19 protein-coding genes are annotated in these 15,855 nt (G+C 43.8%); all 19 read left to right on the top strand.

All coding sequences use genetic code 11. The features are described 5' to 3' along the window. Positions 1–40: 40 nt before the first annotated feature. The 19 genes from C1T21_RS22740 to C1T21_RS22655 all read left to right on the top strand — a co-directional run bounded on the left by C1T21_RS22740 (position 41) and on the right by C1T21_RS22655 (position 14,988). Complete coding sequence (locus C1T21_RS22740) at positions 41–499, top strand: hypothetical protein (RefSeq protein ID WP_103049861.1); 459 nt, start codon at positions 41–43, stop codon at positions 497–499. After that, positions 499–1,452, top strand: coding sequence for a hypothetical protein (locus C1T21_RS22735; protein WP_103049860.1), 954 nt, complete (start codon positions 499–501; stop codon positions 1,450–1,452). The genes C1T21_RS22740 and C1T21_RS22735 overlap by 1 nt, the downstream gene beginning before the upstream one ends. Positions 1,453–1,516: 64 nt before the next feature. Further along, entirely contained in the window at positions 1,517–1,870 is a 354-nt protein-coding gene (locus tag C1T21_RS22730) for a hypothetical protein (protein WP_103049859.1), read from the top strand. Positions 1,871–1,924: 54 nt separating this feature from the next. Next, positions 1,925–4,159: a hypothetical protein gene (locus C1T21_RS22725; RefSeq protein WP_103049858.1), complete on the top strand. Its 2,235-nt coding sequence runs from the start codon at positions 1,925–1,927 to the stop codon at positions 4,157–4,159. Continuing rightward, positions 4,159–4,866 (top strand): LysM peptidoglycan-binding domain-containing protein, encoded by a 708-nt coding sequence (locus C1T21_RS22720; protein WP_103049857.1) that lies wholly within the window; start codon positions 4,159–4,161, stop codon positions 4,864–4,866. The genes C1T21_RS22725 and C1T21_RS22720 overlap by 1 nt, the downstream gene beginning before the upstream one ends. 4 nt (positions 4,867–4,870) lie before the next feature. Further along, complete coding sequence (locus tag C1T21_RS22715) at positions 4,871–5,869, top strand: XkdQ/YqbQ family protein (protein WP_103049856.1); 999 nt, start codon at positions 4,871–4,873, stop codon at positions 5,867–5,869. Beyond that, on the top strand, positions 5,869–6,228 hold the full coding sequence (locus C1T21_RS22710; RefSeq protein WP_103049855.1) for a DUF2577 domain-containing protein: 360 nt from the start codon (positions 5,869–5,871) through the stop codon (positions 6,226–6,228). The genes C1T21_RS22715 and C1T21_RS22710 overlap by 1 nt, the downstream gene beginning before the upstream one ends. After that, positions 6,225–6,632, top strand: coding sequence for a DUF2634 domain-containing protein (locus C1T21_RS22705; RefSeq protein ID WP_103049854.1), 408 nt, complete (start codon positions 6,225–6,227; stop codon positions 6,630–6,632). The genes C1T21_RS22710 and C1T21_RS22705 overlap by 4 nt, the downstream gene beginning before the upstream one ends. Beyond that, positions 6,604–7,692, top strand: coding sequence for a baseplate J/gp47 family protein (locus C1T21_RS22700; protein ID WP_258012598.1), 1,089 nt, complete (start codon positions 6,604–6,606; stop codon positions 7,690–7,692). The genes C1T21_RS22705 and C1T21_RS22700 overlap by 29 nt, the downstream gene beginning before the upstream one ends. Then, complete coding sequence (locus C1T21_RS22695) at positions 7,685–8,233, top strand: YmfQ family protein (protein WP_258012597.1); 549 nt, start codon at positions 7,685–7,687, stop codon at positions 8,231–8,233. Before C1T21_RS22700 ends, C1T21_RS22695 begins: the two co-directional genes overlap by 8 nt. Further along, the gene (locus tag C1T21_RS22690; protein WP_103049851.1) at positions 8,226–10,361 is read left to right on the top strand and encodes a hypothetical protein; all 2,136 of its coding nucleotides are present in this window, start codon (positions 8,226–8,228) and stop codon (positions 10,359–10,361) included. The genes C1T21_RS22695 and C1T21_RS22690 overlap by 8 nt, the downstream gene beginning before the upstream one ends. 14 nt (positions 10,362–10,375) lie before the next feature. Continuing rightward, positions 10,376–10,891, top strand: a complete 516-nt coding sequence (locus C1T21_RS22685; protein WP_103049850.1) for a hypothetical protein — start codon at positions 10,376–10,378, stop codon at positions 10,889–10,891. A gap of 5 nt (positions 10,892–10,896) precedes the next feature. Beyond that, complete coding sequence (locus C1T21_RS27480) at positions 10,897–11,034, top strand: CD1375 family protein (RefSeq protein ID WP_180984645.1); 138 nt, start codon at positions 10,897–10,899, stop codon at positions 11,032–11,034. Between the two features lie 41 nt (positions 11,035–11,075). Further along, positions 11,076–11,477 carry a hypothetical protein gene (locus tag C1T21_RS22680; protein ID WP_103049849.1) on the top strand — a complete coding sequence of 134 codons (402 nt, stop codon included), beginning with the start codon at positions 11,076–11,078 and terminating at the stop codon, positions 11,475–11,477. 3 nt (positions 11,478–11,480) lie between these two features. Further along, positions 11,481–12,401, top strand: coding sequence for a peptidoglycan recognition protein family protein (locus tag C1T21_RS22675; RefSeq protein WP_103049848.1), 921 nt, complete (start codon positions 11,481–11,483; stop codon positions 12,399–12,401). A 14-nt stretch (positions 12,402–12,415) separates the two neighbouring features. Further along, positions 12,416–12,976, top strand: a complete 561-nt coding sequence (locus tag C1T21_RS22670) for a phage holin, LLH family (protein ID WP_103049847.1) — start codon at positions 12,416–12,418, stop codon at positions 12,974–12,976. 290 nt (positions 12,977–13,266) lie between these two features. Continuing rightward, the gene (locus C1T21_RS22665) at positions 13,267–13,809 is read left to right on the top strand and encodes a Panacea domain-containing protein (protein ID WP_219727878.1); all 543 of its coding nucleotides are present in this window, start codon (positions 13,267–13,269) and stop codon (positions 13,807–13,809) included. Beyond that, positions 13,802–14,455, top strand: coding sequence for a hypothetical protein (locus tag C1T21_RS22660; RefSeq protein ID WP_103049846.1), 654 nt, complete (start codon positions 13,802–13,804; stop codon positions 14,453–14,455). Before C1T21_RS22665 ends, C1T21_RS22660 begins: the two co-directional genes overlap by 8 nt. A gap of 83 nt (positions 14,456–14,538) precedes the next feature. Continuing rightward, on the top strand, positions 14,539–14,988 hold the full coding sequence (locus C1T21_RS22655) for a NucA/NucB deoxyribonuclease domain-containing protein (RefSeq protein WP_103049845.1): 450 nt from the start codon (positions 14,539–14,541) through the stop codon (positions 14,986–14,988). The last annotated feature ends 867 nt before the right edge of the window (positions 14,989–15,855 follow it).

The following is a 15,855-nucleotide window of genomic DNA, read 5'->3' as shown; positions in this document are numbered from 1 at the left end:
GGGTTGCAACCTCCTAGCAATTAACAAGGAGGCAACATCAATGGAAAACATGTCCAAAGAAACCCGTATGACTGAAAAGGTTAGTGAATTTATCGAAACTTGGTTACACACATCACCGTGTGATCATGAAGTTGAAGAAGCGACTCAAATTTATAATCATATTATGGAACGGTTTGACAAGCTTCATTGGTTGGCATTGGGGGCTGTTTGCACTTTCGGAATCCAAGAGGGCAAACGCGCTGAACGCTCGAAAAATAAATTAACCATATGCGAGACAGAAGAAAACCAAACGATCGCTAAGGGAATACCTGAAGCTGATCGAATATATGTTTTGCAGTATCAAAACAAACTTAAAGAGCAGTGCTTGGGAATATTACTAGCTATAGTCGATGATGAATTGTACGACAAAGAAAATATCAAAACGGATGTTATTGAAATGGTAAAAACATTGAATGAATTAGAAGCTATTTTCCCTCTGTATGGGGGGGTCGCGCTCTAATGCCACGTTATTTTGATCATCAAATGTTCTTAGAACGTGTCGCAATCCTTGGGAACGGTGAATACACCGTTCTTGGGGAATATAAGAAGGCTAAAGAAAAAGTTTTAATCAAGCATAACGCATGTGGTCATGAGTATTTGGTTGCGCCTGACAAATTCTTGGGCGGAAGGCGGTGTCCGCCGTGTGCCGAGGAAATTCGCCGCAACAAAAGGCGTTTGCCATTAGAAGAGGTAAAAAGAAGACTCTTTGAACGAGTTAGGGATGAGTTCAGTATAGTCGGGGATTACAAAAGGAGGGATGCTCACACGATTCTAAAGCACAACATCTGTGGTCACGTTTGGGGCGCGAGAATAGATAACTTTTTAGAACTCGGAAGAAGATGCCCTAAATGTGGGGTGGAACGGAGAGGTTTGAAAAGAAGATTGTCGCAAGAGGAATTTGAAGAAAAGTTTCATTCTGCTCTAGGTGAAGGATACGAACCACTGGAACCTTATGTCACGGATAGACAGAAAATTAAGGTTTTGCACGTGGGATGTGGAACTGTTTTTTTAGCGCCACCAATGACCTTGTGGAAAGGACATGGATGTCCTGTGTGCAGGAAAAGCAAGGGTGAGTTAAAAATAGTTAATTTCCTGAATGATGCGAACATTGAATACATCCCTCAATATTCCTTTGATGATCTTAAATACAAGCTTAAATTAAACTTCGACTTCGCTGTTTTCAAAGACGAAAAGTTGATGTGTTTGGTTGAGTATGATGGAGAACAACACTTCCAGCCTGTCAAAGCATTTGGCGGAAAAGAGGAATTTAAGAAGGTTAAAAAGAGAGATCAACTTAAAGACCAATACTGCAAAGATAACGAAATAAAATTAATCAGGATACCGTTCACGCAATTTGATAATATCGAGGGGATTCTTGAACGAGAATTGAAGATTTTATCGAAGTTAAAATAATAGACTAACCCCTCCTTGTTTGGTAGAATGATGGTAAAATCTACCCATTCATGGAGGGTCATTTGTGAAAAAAGTCCTGACTTTAATTTTATTGGTTATTTCATTAACGATTGTTTCTGCCTGTTCTTCTGCTAAAGAAGAAGCGGCTACACCTACTCTTGATGATTATGTAAAGGCGCTTACGGATGTCGGGGCTAAAGATCAGGGAGAAAACGCATATGCTTTAGTTAATGCTTCTAGTGGGAAACTTCTCGCGCTAGGCACTACCCCAATACAAATTGTAGAGTATGATTCGGTTGACGAAGCGGAAAAAGCATTGAAAGAACAGCCCAAACTCAAAAAATGGTCAATACGTGGAAAGGTGCTATACAGCACCAAAAGCGACGAAGCGAAAAAAATACTAGACGAACTGAAATAATTGGTTGGGAAGGCGCCTATAAGGCGTCTTTTTTTATGCCGGAAAGGAGAAACGATGGCAACTGTATCAACTAGCCTCCAACTGTTCGATAACTTTTCTCAACGCCTAAACGCAGTCAATAGCGTCGTTCAGGCCACCACTAGGCAAATGGAAAGGTTGAGAACTGCCACGAACGCACACATGAGGTTTGATATCCAAATTGCTAATGAGGCAATTTTAATGAATCAGGTCAGGCTCATCAGACAACGAATACAAAGCCAACTAAGGGTTATCCAAGCTCGTATACAAATTGAACTACCAGCGTCATTGCAAGCTATGTTTGGCAATCTTCAAATGCTTGTGTTGCGTCTTATTCGTGTTGTCCGGCAACTCAGAACCAGTAGCGGAGCGAACGCAGCAGAGTTACAAGCCGCTTTAGCGCGAATAGCGGACCTAGAACACAAAATAGCCCAATTGCAAGAGCAAATAAACGGAAGCTTGAGAAGAGGCGAGGGAGCTTCAACTGGTTTGCTGGCTAACCTAAAAGGTATGGCAGCAGCCTACTTATCAATGCAAGGGCTTAAGGAATTGTTTAGCGCTACTGTGGGCGGTGCGATGGAACAACAGAAAATGCAAGATATGTTTGTTGCTCGTACAGGTCAGGAAGACGTGGGTAAAGCTATGTTTGGACGATTCAAGAAAAATGCGTTGGCGGCTGGGCAGGATGTTAATGAATCACTTCAAGGAACACTGTCATTTTTCTCCGCTACTCAAAATGTCGATCAACTGGATAAGCTGAACAACCTTGCGCAGAGATTGAATGCCTTCGATAGTGCCGGTAATGGCATGGAAGGAGCTGCCTTCGCCCTTAAGGAAGCATTATCGGCCGACATTGTATCTTTGGCTGAACGCTTCAATATGGGTAAATCCGATATTAGAGCATCTGGCATAGTGGACTTTGCCAAAAAAGGCGATATCGACGGTTTTATCAAGGGTTTCGACAAGTTATTAGAATCTCAAAAGATGGGACAAAAAGCGTTTGATACCATGTTGGCGAGTCCTGCTAAACAGTTGGAAATCATGAAAAACAACGCGAGGTCCATGTTTGCAGATGCTGGGGGAGCTGCTACCAAGTCACTTCTTCCAATGATCCAAATGCTAAACAATGCCTTTAAGCAAGGCAAATTTGACGCATTCTTTGCCAACCTGAGTAAAGGCTTGGATTGGGTAGTACAAAATGCGATTAAAGTTTTTAATGTTTTATCTCAAGTTTATGGTTTCATTTCGAGCAATTGGCAAAACATAGCGCCTATTGTCAAAGGGGTGGCAGCAGCGTTCGTGGCTTGGAATTTTGCTATGAAATCCGTAGGGATTACACTGGGAATCATAAAGTTTGCGACTGGTACTAGCACCATGGCTATATTCGCTCAAACCTTAGCAACACGAGGTCTTTCAGCGGCTTGGGCAACCCTAAATACTACAATGAAGGCAAATGTATTCATTGCGATTTTGACAGTGCTGGTGGCTATAGTGACGTGGATGTATGAAGTGTACACAACTAACGACATGGTTGCGGCAGCAATGCTGTTGAAATGGAATGAAGTATTGAATTTCTTCGATCAAGTACCTATCTTTTTTACTAAAGTCGGGTACGGCATCGCTCAAGCCTTTATGGACGCTAAAGCTAGCGTCATGCAAACAATGCAAGATATGATTAACGGTGTTGTGAATGGTGTGAATGATATGTTGGCAGCTTTGAACAAAACGGGAATGATCGAGGTTCAATATGTTGATCAAGTGCGAATCGCTGATGACTCCAAAATAGCCGCTGATAAATTCCGAAATGAAACCGCGGCCAAGATCGCTGCAAAGGAAGCCGCCGCTGCCGCAAAAGCCAGAAAACGCCAAGACGACACCATGGACTATATCCGTAAGCGTGATATGGATCGACGGAAACAAAACGCTGCTGCTAATCCTAAGGCAGATAAGCCTTTTGACTTCACCAAATGGAATGCAGCAGCTGACGCAGCTAAAAAAGCTAATGCTGGAGATGACAAAAAGAAAAACGTTGGCAAGGTAGATAAAGTCGGCAAGATTGAGGACAAGGTAGATATCTCATCGGAGGATTTGAAGGTCATGAGGGATATCGCAGAAATGAAGTCTATACAGAACTTCGTAACTCTTACGCCTACAGTGCAGGTCAAGACTGGCGATATAAACAACGGAGCTGATGTAGATACGATCATTAAGAAAATTGGCGACCATTTAGAAGAACAATTTGTTTCAACGGCACAGGGGGTGTACACCTAATGGAACACGCCATACTACTAAGTTACAACAACGGAGAAGAAGCATTCCGTATCCCAGTCAATCCGCCTGAAATGAGCATCAAGGAAGCTGGTGACGGCTCCACATTTAAAATCGTGGACGGGGGCGAGATTAACGCAATCCAGTCGCGAAAGCTGACGGAGATATCCTTTGATAGCTTCTTCCCTGGACAGGCGTACCCATTCGTCAACACCGATGAATTGCGGCCAATACCTGAATATATAGCTTTAATAGACAAGTGGATGGACACTAAGCGGCCCATCCGCTTTATTTATTCTGCGATCAGTTTTGATCCAGGCGCGCAGAAGAGTCCACAGGAAATTGCTATTAACATGCCAGTGACCATTGAGGAATTTGAATGGAAGCCAGTAGCGGGGACCTCGGATATCGAATACACCATCACATTTAAGAAATACGTGTTTTACAATGCGGTGCAGGCCAAGGTTAAGCAGACCACAACCAAGGCAGGCGCAAAAAAGACGACAACCACAAAGGCTAAGGCCAAGCGTCCTAATGAGAAGGTCAAACCCAAGTCGGTCAAGGTTAAAGCTGGAGATACGCTTTGGATTATCGCTAAAAAGAACCTGGGTGACGGGTCCCGTTACAAAGAGATTCAAACACTCAACAAAATCACGAACGCACAGGCCAAACGGCTAAAGGTTGGGCAAGTGCTGAGACTGCCGGGGTGATGGCATGGACATTTTTATAGACAACCGTGACGGCAATGTATGGCAGGTATCTGGCGAGGCCTTAGCCGGGAAGGAAAATGCATCGGGGTTGGTATCTGAGCTTACGTGGAAAACAGAACGCACCGGGAGCCCAGGGAGCGTAGATATCACCCTTGTTAAGGATGGAATCTATCAAAATAAAAAGTTCAAGGTGCAGAACGGGGATATCATACGGATCACCAAGGGCAAGTACAAGATATTTTATGGCTATGTTTTCTCGGTGGAACAGTCGGAGAAATCCGACATGAAGATTACTGCGTACGACCAAATAAGGTATCTCAATGCCAACGATACCTATGTTTTCAAAAACCTAACGGCCGGGGCGGTTATCAAGCGCATTGCGGAGGACTTCAAACTTAAGACCGGGATGATTGCTGATACAGGATATAAGATTCCGGCCATGGTCGAGGACAATCAAAAGCTATTAGATATCATTTACAAGGCTATCGACCAAACGCTCATGTCTACTGGATCAATCTATGTATTTTACGATGACTTCGGCGCTCTGGCCCTTAAACGTGCCGCTGACATGCTTGTATCTGTATCCGTGGGTGATGGCAGCCTAATGACCGGATACGCGCTTAAAAAGAGCATAGACAGTGAGACCTACAACTATGTAAAGCTGGTGCAGGATAACAAAGAGTCCGGCAAACGGGATGCCTACGTTTACCAGGACGGTAACAATATTAAAAAGTGGGGTAAGCTTCAACTCTATGACAAAGTAGACGAGAAGATGAATGCAGCTCAAATAAAACAAAAGGCGCAAAATCTGCTCACCTTACGCAACAGAGAAAGCAAAAGCTTAAGCATAGATGCTATGGGAGACTTGAGCATCCGGGCGGGGTGTTATGTGCCTGTGTTCATCGACGATTTGAAGGTGAGTCAAGTGTATTTGGTTGATTCATGCACACATAAATTTTCGGGTTTAGAACATACCATGTCACTCGAATTGAAGGTGATTTAATGTACAAACAATTACAAAAAATAGCGCTGGGTACTTTAGATGCATCTAAACCAAGCGAAAGTATAGTCGGACAAGTAACGGGAGTAAATCCGCTTGAAATTACTGTTGATCAAAAGCTGGTGTTGGACGCAGATTTATTGCTTGTTACGGAGCGTGTAAAGCGGTATGTGGTTAGTCTTACACACAGCCATATATACAAAGACGTGACTCCGACAGAAACGGCTACAAAGACCACTCAAACTGCCCTGCCGGATGTGCTGGTGATTCGCGAAGGATTGAAAATGGGGGATGCGGTTGTCTTGCAACAAATGAAAGGCGGTCAGCAGTTCGTCGTCGTGGATAAGTTGGTGAAACCATGATTCCAGAGGGTGGCAGCATCGTTGATGAAGAGATTGAAGAAGAAGAAATTCCCACCAAGACATATGCCTTGGACTTCACGAATGGTCGCGCACGCGGCATTGTGGACGGTCTGGAGGCTATGCGGCAGGTGGTGTATAAGATACTTCAAACTCTACGCTACGAAAACTTAATATATTCCGATGATTACGGAGCTGAGATAGACCGGCTGCAAGGGCAGAGCCGGTTATTTGTGCAGACCGAATTAAAGAGGCTGGTTCGCGAGGCGCTACTGGCGGATGACCGGATTACAGATGTGCGAGATTTTCAATTCACATTTAACGGTAGCGATGTTCTGGCCGAATTTGAAGTGATCACAACACAAGGGAATTTTAGAGATGAAACGGGGGTCGGAGGCATTGTATGAAAGTCAAACATTTGAGGCTATTCTAGAACGTATGCTTGCTCGCATACCGGATAGCATGGACAAACGAGAGGGGAGTGTTATATATGATGCGCTGGCCCCAAATGCTGCTGAATTAGCTCAAGCATATGTGGAATTAGACACTCAAATAAGCTTGGTTTTCCCTAATCCTGATAACGAGGAATACTTAGATAAATCTGTTGCTTGGTCGGGTACAGAACGCAAAGAAGCGATAAAAGCGCAGTGGCGAGGTAAGTTTTATAACAACCAAAACGAGCTTATGGATGTACCTATCGGTAGTCGTTACTCGATTGAAGAGTTAAACTACGTAGTCATAAGTAAACTGGGAGTTGGACAATTTTCTGTTGAGTGTGAGACTGCTGGAGTAATAGGCAATAAATACACAGGAACATTGCTTCCTATTGATTTTATCGACGGACTAGCAAAAGCTGAACTAGTAGATTTATTGGTTTCTGGAGAAGATGTGGAGTCAGGAGAGGCTTTGTTTGATAGATATCAAGATAAAGTCACCAAACCGATCACCAGCGCAAACAAGAACCAATATGTCGTGTGGGCACGGGAAGTAAGTGGCGTAGGGGATGCAAAGGTATTCCCGCTCTGGAATGGGAACGCCACAGTTAAGGTTGTGATTCTTAACAATGACAAACGAACACCTTCACCTGCTGTTGTACAGGCTGTGCAGATGCATATAGACCCTACTCAGGATGGACACGGTGAAGGCGCTGCGCCTATTGGTCCGGTTGTCACGGTTGTGGGCGCTGGGGAGGTGCCTATAAACGTCAGTGTTCGAGTACAGTTGGCACGGGATGCGACACCCGAAGATGTCAAAGAGCAGTTGGAGGCCAGCATTTCAAAGTATCTCGAAGGCTTGGCCTTTAACGATACCGATACACTGGTACGAATTACTCGGATAGCAAACTTTATCTTGGACGTGCCGCCTGTTATCGATTACTTTGACCTGACTATTAACGGAGTGACCAGCAATATCCAAGTGCCTTTGGATTCGGTTGCTGTGCTTGGGATGGTGGATGTACATGTCTAAAAAACTTATGTCTTATCTGCCTGACTATTACCAAGAGATTGAAGAGTTTGTTCAGATAATGGACGCTGAAGATATCGAGTTCGACAAGTTGAATGCAGCAATAGTGGATACATTCCGCCAGTTTCACCCGGAGACGGCGACCTGGGGCATTAAGTATTGGGAGAAGGATCTAAAAATAGTCTCAATGCCTTCCAAGCCGATCGAGCAACGCCGCAGCGTGGTTATCTCTAAGATGCGCGGGAGCGGCAAAGTGTCTGCAAGCATGATTAAAAATGTGGCAGACAGCTATGACCGCGGCGAAGTTGATGTTACTGTATTTCCGTCTGAATACTATTTTGTGATCAGGTTTATCGGGACACTAGGATTGCCGCCAAATCTCCAAGACTTAAAAGATGCCATAGAAGAGATCAAACCGGCACACTTAGAAGTGCGGTATCAGTTCAGGTACCTTGTTATACGTGAGATACACCACATGATGAGGATCAGTGAAATTAATAACACTCAATTAAACAAATTTGCAGGAGGTGTACCGATTGGCTAGTAATACACCTAAGTTAGGCTTATATATGAAGGACCCCGTAGCAGACGGTAACGATTTCTTCGATGTAAAAACGATGATGAATGACAACTGGGAGAAGATAGACGGTTTTGCTGGTAATATGGATGAGGTTGAAGAACGCCTAAACACTATATCCCGTCAGGACGTAACGCTGAATGCAGGCATGCAGGTCATCACTGCCATTAAGTCGGCTTTGTTTTCTCTGTCCGGCGTAACTGGACGAATGTTGGTGAACTTGCTAGGGCGTATGGGAAACTGCGAAAGCGTGGGCCTGTGGTCGTCTAATACCACAATCGCAACGGATACGGCTAATAAAACCAGCGGGACCAGCAGTTTTAAGCTTACACTTGGCTCTGTGCCTGCCACAGCCTCCGCTACCTTCCTTACCGCGCCAGGTAAAAAGTATATAGCCATTGCTGATGTTAAAAACGGCAATACCAGCAAAGTGTCCATATCCATAAATGGTATTACTGGAGCTACAGGTAATGAGGTAACGTCAGCCTCTGCTTTTGCGCCATCTGTTGTGCGGTTCGCCGCGACGGACTTTTTTCACATTGTTACGATCACGGGAACGGGTGCATCTGGCAATACGTTTAATATGGACAGCGTGCGCGTCTATGAGGTCAGTGATGCAGATTATGCAGCAGCGGCAAGTTATACACCAGCTCAAGCAGCTGCTAAATGGCCTTACGTGGACAGTATAATGCCTGTGCGCAATCCATATGCAATCCGCTGGACAGATACAAACAAGACCGATATCGCGTCCATGCTGGCATTACAAACTGACCTTTACGCCGACCCGATTACAGGAGCAAACGCCGATACGTTGTTTCAACGTGACGGGCAGTACTTCAAAAATAAAAATTGGCAAGGATTGACGTTAGATGGTTCGTTACCATGGGTCTATTACGAAACGGCAACAGGTTATAAGGTTGTACGGCTACCGATCACAAACGGACTTTCCGACAGAGAGCGCGTAGCAAAATATGACGGAAAACTCATTCAACATGCTTTCCCAGTTAGTGCCGCTGACCAATCATACCTGAGTGCTGCCTCTAATGCTCTTGGGCTCTCAATCCCTGTTGCAGACAGCGGGTGGGCAGACGGATACACGCCGACGACGGAAGACATCAAGGCTTATTTTTACGGTTATAAAGCATATGACGCTAATACATTTTTTCCCGCAGACGCTCAAGTAGCTACTACGGCAACATGGAGCGGTACAGGTACCAAGTACTGGGTTCAGCGTGTTGGTGCTCCTAACTATACTCAATCAATGCCACAGGCGGCATATGCAGGATACACGCCATATCAGCTTGTTTATCAGCTCGCAACATCAACGGTGGAGCCTGTCGTTTTCGAGGGCCAGCTATCGTTTGTTGAAGGAGATAACCAAATTGAAGTGGGTGCGGGTGCAATAATTCGAGAGCTGGCTAAACCGTACTTCGAGACGGCGGAAAACCGTTGGAATATTAATAATGGGTCAACTGGAGGGTTTCAGTCCTCACTAACAGCTTACAGAGTTAACAGATTTGTCGGTATATATCGAAATTCAAAACGAGATGAATGGACGCTATTCCCCAACACCGTAACCTCAGCGGGGGCATTGGCACAGAAAAAAGGTTCTGAGTATGATATATCAGCCGTCTACACAGTGTCCTATCTGGCTTTCATGACGGCGCCTGTCACAGCATTTACAGGCTCATATGCTGCAAACGAAAAGACGCTGCTTACGGATTTAGTAAACAACGTACAGCAAGCAAACTCGCGTGTGTCTGTGCTAGAGAACAAAAAGACCGAGAAAGATAGCCCGTCATGGATTGTTCCTACTACACTACTTAATGGTTGGGTGAGTATGGGCGTTCTGGAATACCGAAAGATAGAAAACACTGTTTATTTACGAGCACGAGTTAAAAGTGGCGTTATTGGTCAGCCCTTCATTTCTTTGCCGCCTGGTTATAGGCCGCCAAAAAGCGAAGTCCGGCCTATACAAACTTATACCACCACTGACGTATTTGGCGCCATTATAATCAATGCGGATGGTCGTGTAATTGTATCCGGTGGATCTAACCAAGAAGTAAACGTTTATGTATCATTCACCACGGATTAAGGAGGGATAGTCCCATGAAATCAGCAGCCAAAGTAAATACAAACGGCCTCTATCTGGAGGACGCACTAGTGGACGATGCCTTTTCGGGTGTCGTCCCTTTTTATGCCCGGACGAATAACACTGATCCGGCCGCAGATACTGAGCCGACAACGCCAGAGATTGCAGGCTACACAGTTGGCGTACCAATTACAACACGTGGCCTGTACAAGCCGCGTTTTAATCTGGCAGCGTGGGAAACGTACCAAGCAGCTGTTTATGAGGCGCAGGAAACGTATATAGCCGCGTTAAACGACTGGCAAGCAAAGGGGAGGGTTGCGGAGGAACAGCCTGTATATGTTGCTCCTAAGCAACCAGACAATCTATGGATTGAGGGTCTTACGCCAGAAGAAATAACGGAACTGACCAAACAGCCGGAACCACAGCCAAAGCTTCGTGAAGAACTTACAAATACACAGATTGCAATGGCTGATATGTATGAACAAATGCTTGCTATGCAGGCCGAGCTCGCGGCGCTTAAAGAGGGGAGGTGATTAACGTGGCAGCCATATACGGATCGCTCATTATGAAAGGAATCAAGAAGTTTGAGCAAGTACCAGACATTCAGAAGGAGCCAGTAAGGGCTTATCTAGCTAGTTGGGGATTAGACGTGGATGGCACACCATTAGAAAAATAGGAAGAGTAGGACAGGAAAATAGATAGAGACGGGGGAAGGGTATGCCGGAAGGAGACGTGATGGCGATTGAACAATTGCACACGAAAACAGAAGAGTTAACAGCTCAGTTGCAAGGCCTTAGCGCAGAATTTGCAAGGCTCTCAGCGCAAACATTATCAGATGAAGCGCGTTTTAAGTTGATTGAGCAAACCACAGGCAGGCATGATGATGAAATCCGACAATTGAAGGATTCCACACGGATGATGCAACTGCAATTTGATCAAGTAATGACCAAGATCGACACGCTGGAAATGAAACTGTTTAGCTGGCTCCAACAAACTCAACAGGACAGTGTTAAGGAACGAACCACAAATAATAAACAGTGGTTTAACTTTCTGACTTTTGTATTGGGCGGGACCATAATCGCTATCGTTACAGCGGTATTTGTAAAAGGGGGATTGTGATACTTGTTTAATCAAACCAAATACACGATAGAACGGCGCTACATAAACAAGCGTCGTAATGTAAGACCGGGTACTCGTCTAACAAGCGGGAATCCGGTCTTTTTAGTTGCGCACGATACAGGTAATCCAGGAGCGTCAGCGGATAACCATTACACCTATTTCAATGGGCTGGTAGATCGTTCTGCTTCAGCACAGACGTTCATAGACGACAAAAAGATACTGGAGATCATCCCAACTGGTACCGGACCCGATCCAGCAGAAACGGCTTGGCACGTCTTGTACAACGTAACCACAGATAATGAGCGCTTTGGTGATGATGCGAACGACATCGCTTTGGGCGTGGAAATGTGCTTTGGCGGCAAGATCGACACACTGGAGGCTTACAAGCGCTTTGTATGGTATCTGGCCTATTGCTGCGACAAATGGAGCATAAACCCACGTACACACATACCGAGCCATAAGCAGCTTGACCCAGCCCGTAAGAGGGACGTAGACCAAGCACTAGCGACGATTGGCAAGACGCTTAAGGAATTGGTGCAGGACGTGGAAACAGAGCTTAAAGGTGCTTCCGTGGCTCCTGCGGCGCTGGACTTTACGCCGTTACCTGTGTATATAGCTCAATCCTTGATTGATATCTATGTATCTCCAGCTTGGTTTGCCAGTCAGAAGGCAGCGGATCAGGAAGGCAAGACACATTTTCATAACCTCGCTAATAACCTTCGAGCGGCGGCCGGGTTGAATGAAAAGAATCTACCTCTTGCCGGAGCTGTGAAGCTGTTTAAATCCAATGCGCAAGAGATTATTTTCCGTTGGTTGTCTCCCGCTTGGTTCAAGGCTAAACAGGCGGGGGACAAGGAGCAAATGCAACATTTTAACAATCTGGCTAATTACCTGCGTTCTGCCGCAGGTTTGCCTAAACAATAATAGGGGGATTTATCATGCAAAACGTAATTGAAACAATTCAACCAGCTATTAATACCATTGTTACAGCCATTTTAGGCGTACTGGTGACCTTTGCTTTGGCAGGAATTAATACACTTAAGAATAAGGCTAATAATTGGCTAGACGCACGTACAACAGCGGCACAGCGAGAGGTAATCCATAAAGTAGCAGGGGAGGCTTTTGCACTTGCTCAGACTACGTTTAAAGATGCTGGCGGGGTTCGTAAGATGCAAGAGGCTTTGCAGTATGCATCTTTACGATTGACAGAACAGGGTATTGTAGTATCGTCTACGGAGTTGCAGGCAGCAATTGAGAAGGCATATTTGGAGTATAAGGCTAAGACGAAGTCGGCACTTGCTACTGAAGCACAGCCAAACGAGGAGGCAGCACAGGCCGCAGCTAAGGAAGCTGTATCGGGTCTTGCTGCAAAGCTTAATGATTTCTTGGCACAGGCCACAGCAGAGGTAGATAATACTATTCCAGCTCAGGTACAGGTTGAACCTGAGGCTATTTCAGCACCAACAGGAGCTGTTCAAACACCTGTGACTACAGAGTAAAATTAAAGAGGATAACCTGCTGGCTACGGCTGGCGGGTTATTTTTTTTGCTTGAAATGAGAACATTTGTTCTGTATAATATAAGTATAAGCACAGATTATTGCGATATACATACTGTAAGGAATATTTACCCTGTTTTTTTTAAAAAAACTAAATTTCAAGAAGGAATTAGTGTAGGCTATGTCGAAAGTTGTGTTTAATTTTATATAAATTAAATACAACCTGTTTAAGTAATAGCCTGAAAGCCGTGCTTATGATGTTTGCGTGTTCTTGTGTTTGGGAAAGTTGAGAATGTACTACGCAAAAGGCGGTGATATCCAAATGGCTAAAATAATTTATTTAGAACAGGTGAAGACTATGAGTACAACTAGTACGACTTTCACAGAAACAACAGTTTTCGATGTAGCTAAAACCTTTCTTAATTTAGAACCAATGACACCTAAGAAACTTCAGAAGCTTTGTTATTATGCATATTCCTGGTATATGGTTTTTTATGAGGGAGATAAACTATTTGACGGTGAATTTGAGGCTTGGATTCATGGACCGGTTAACCCCGAGCTTTATCGTGAGTATAGGAAATATGGATTTAACGAAATACCGCAAGAGGATGTATTGCCGGATGAAATTTCGAACAATCCTCAATTGGTAGAATTTTTAGAGCATATTCATCAAACGTATGGTCACTTGGATGGTGATCAGTTGGAGTATTTGACCCATCAAGAAGATCCATGGCTTAATGCGCGTAAGAACTTGAAACCTTACGAACCATCTAATAATGTCGTTGATGATGATGATATTATTGAATATTACAGGGGCGAGCTTGAGAATGGCTAAAGAGAAAAGAAATAGAGCTCCTGTTTTGGGGAGTATTCCTAGACCTTCTGAGTCCACTCCGCGCGCTGGTGAAGAAAGATTAACTAAAGTAGCTCGACGTAATATTGAGGGTTTTAAAGAAAGAAACGTCATTTTTTCTTGGCAGTTTTTTGATCGCAGTAATCCATTGTTTAATTGTGGTGAAGTGGGTCCTGAATGGTTTGTGGATTTAATGGATTCCATGAAAAGCATTTCGCAAATGGAGTTCGAAAAATTCAGAATCCATAATGGCCCACCATTAAGAGTTCATTCTCATGAGTGGGACAGAGTAAGCGCTAAGTATCCACTTAACGAGATGTTGCTTAAGCAAATTGAACAAGACACCCTTCAGTTTGCTGTTTCGAAGGCAAGAGGGCGGGTTCATGGTTTTGTTATTTCTAATGTATTCTACATAGTTTGGGTAGATCCACATCATAACCTCTATCCAATGGAAAGACATGGTGGATTGGATTATTGCGATGCACCTAGTAGCTGTTATGATTGTTTGGAAATTGAAAATAAGGAACTGAGAACTCAATTAGATGAGTTGTATGAAGAATATGGTAGGTTAGTGGCTGAAAATGATAGACTTCAAAGTAGAAATGACAACATAGAGAAATCATCTTAAAATTGCAATCCGAAAGCATCGGTGATACCCTGCTGGCATACGCTGGTGGGGTATTTTTCTGTTTTATAGGGGGAGGAATACATATGTTTAAGTGGATATTTACCGTACTGATTACAATCCTATTGGCTGGTTGCAGCGTGCAACAGCAGGAAGTGGCTAGGCCCAACAAAACAGCTCCTGTTGCGCTTCCAGTTTCACAGGTATCGGCAGACACGGTTAAGCTGGAGTTTCCGTCAAAGCGCTATCCCGAAACAGCACAGCATATTAAAGAGGCTATAGCAGCCGGGAAGTCGTCAGTATGCACGATTGACCGTGATGGAGCCGACCATAACCGCGACCTGTCCCTAAAGGGCGTACCCACCAAGAAGGGCAAGGATCGCGACGAGTGGCCTATGGCGATGTGTTCCGAAGGTGGAGAGGGTGCAGATATTAAGTACATAAGTCCAAAGGATAATCGTGGAGCTGGATCGTGGGTAGGTCACAAATTGGACGACTATCCGGACGGGACAAAAGTTGAATTTATCGTTAAATAGCAAATCCCCGCTAACCTTAACTGGTCGGCGGGGATTTACTTTGTTTATCTAGTAGTGGTTTATGGTATTTTTCTTCTAATCTCTTTTTCTCTATTGCAGCCTCCAGAATTACGGCGGAAGCATACATTCTCTTGCCCTTTACCTCCATCGGGTTATCATGATTCCTAATTTTTTGTTTGATCCTCTTTTAACAAGATACATTATAAGCGGCGAAAGCCGTTTTTTTTGTTTATATAATGTCACCTATAACTACCTTAATCACAAACAATTAAGGTTTTAATTCGATAATTACCAATGCTAAGAAGAATCTATCCAACGTCCTAAAATGAATTTAGATATTTCAGCCTCATTATGGGGAAAACAGCCTTCGGATAGGTCGGTATATGGGAAAGAAGATTCATTTATAGTAAATTATCGAATTTATTACTAGAAAAAATCAAAGCCTATGATATAATCAGCATTGAAATAATTACCATTAATTAAAAAAATATGAATAACCAAACCGAAACTGTATACACTTCCTACTCTTTTAAAATAGATAGGAATTTGTATAAGCATCACCTATCAACGAGCTCCTAACAAATATCTTGGAAGGTGGGAGGACACAAGTAAATATATTTAAGATTTTAAAATCCATTATGTGAGAAGTAGCAAAGAAGTTTTACGAGCATATTCATTTAAGTATTTATCAAAATGATTTAGGAGGTGAGGCTGAACTAAGGGTTAAGTTTTTCGCAGTTCACTCTGGTAGTAAAATCACCGATTATCATGGTTTTTAGAGATGCAGTCCATAATTCGATCATACTGGATTCACGCACTTACTGGACACCTTTATTGATAGAAAGAGTAAAGTCGCTATATAAATAA

This window comes from Paenibacillus sp. F4 (assembly GCF_002894905.1).
Taxonomy (GTDB): Bacteria; Bacillota; Bacilli; order Paenibacillales; family Paenibacillaceae; genus Paenibacillus; species Paenibacillus polymyxa_B.
This window is presented reverse-complemented; position numbering and strand designations above follow the sequence as displayed.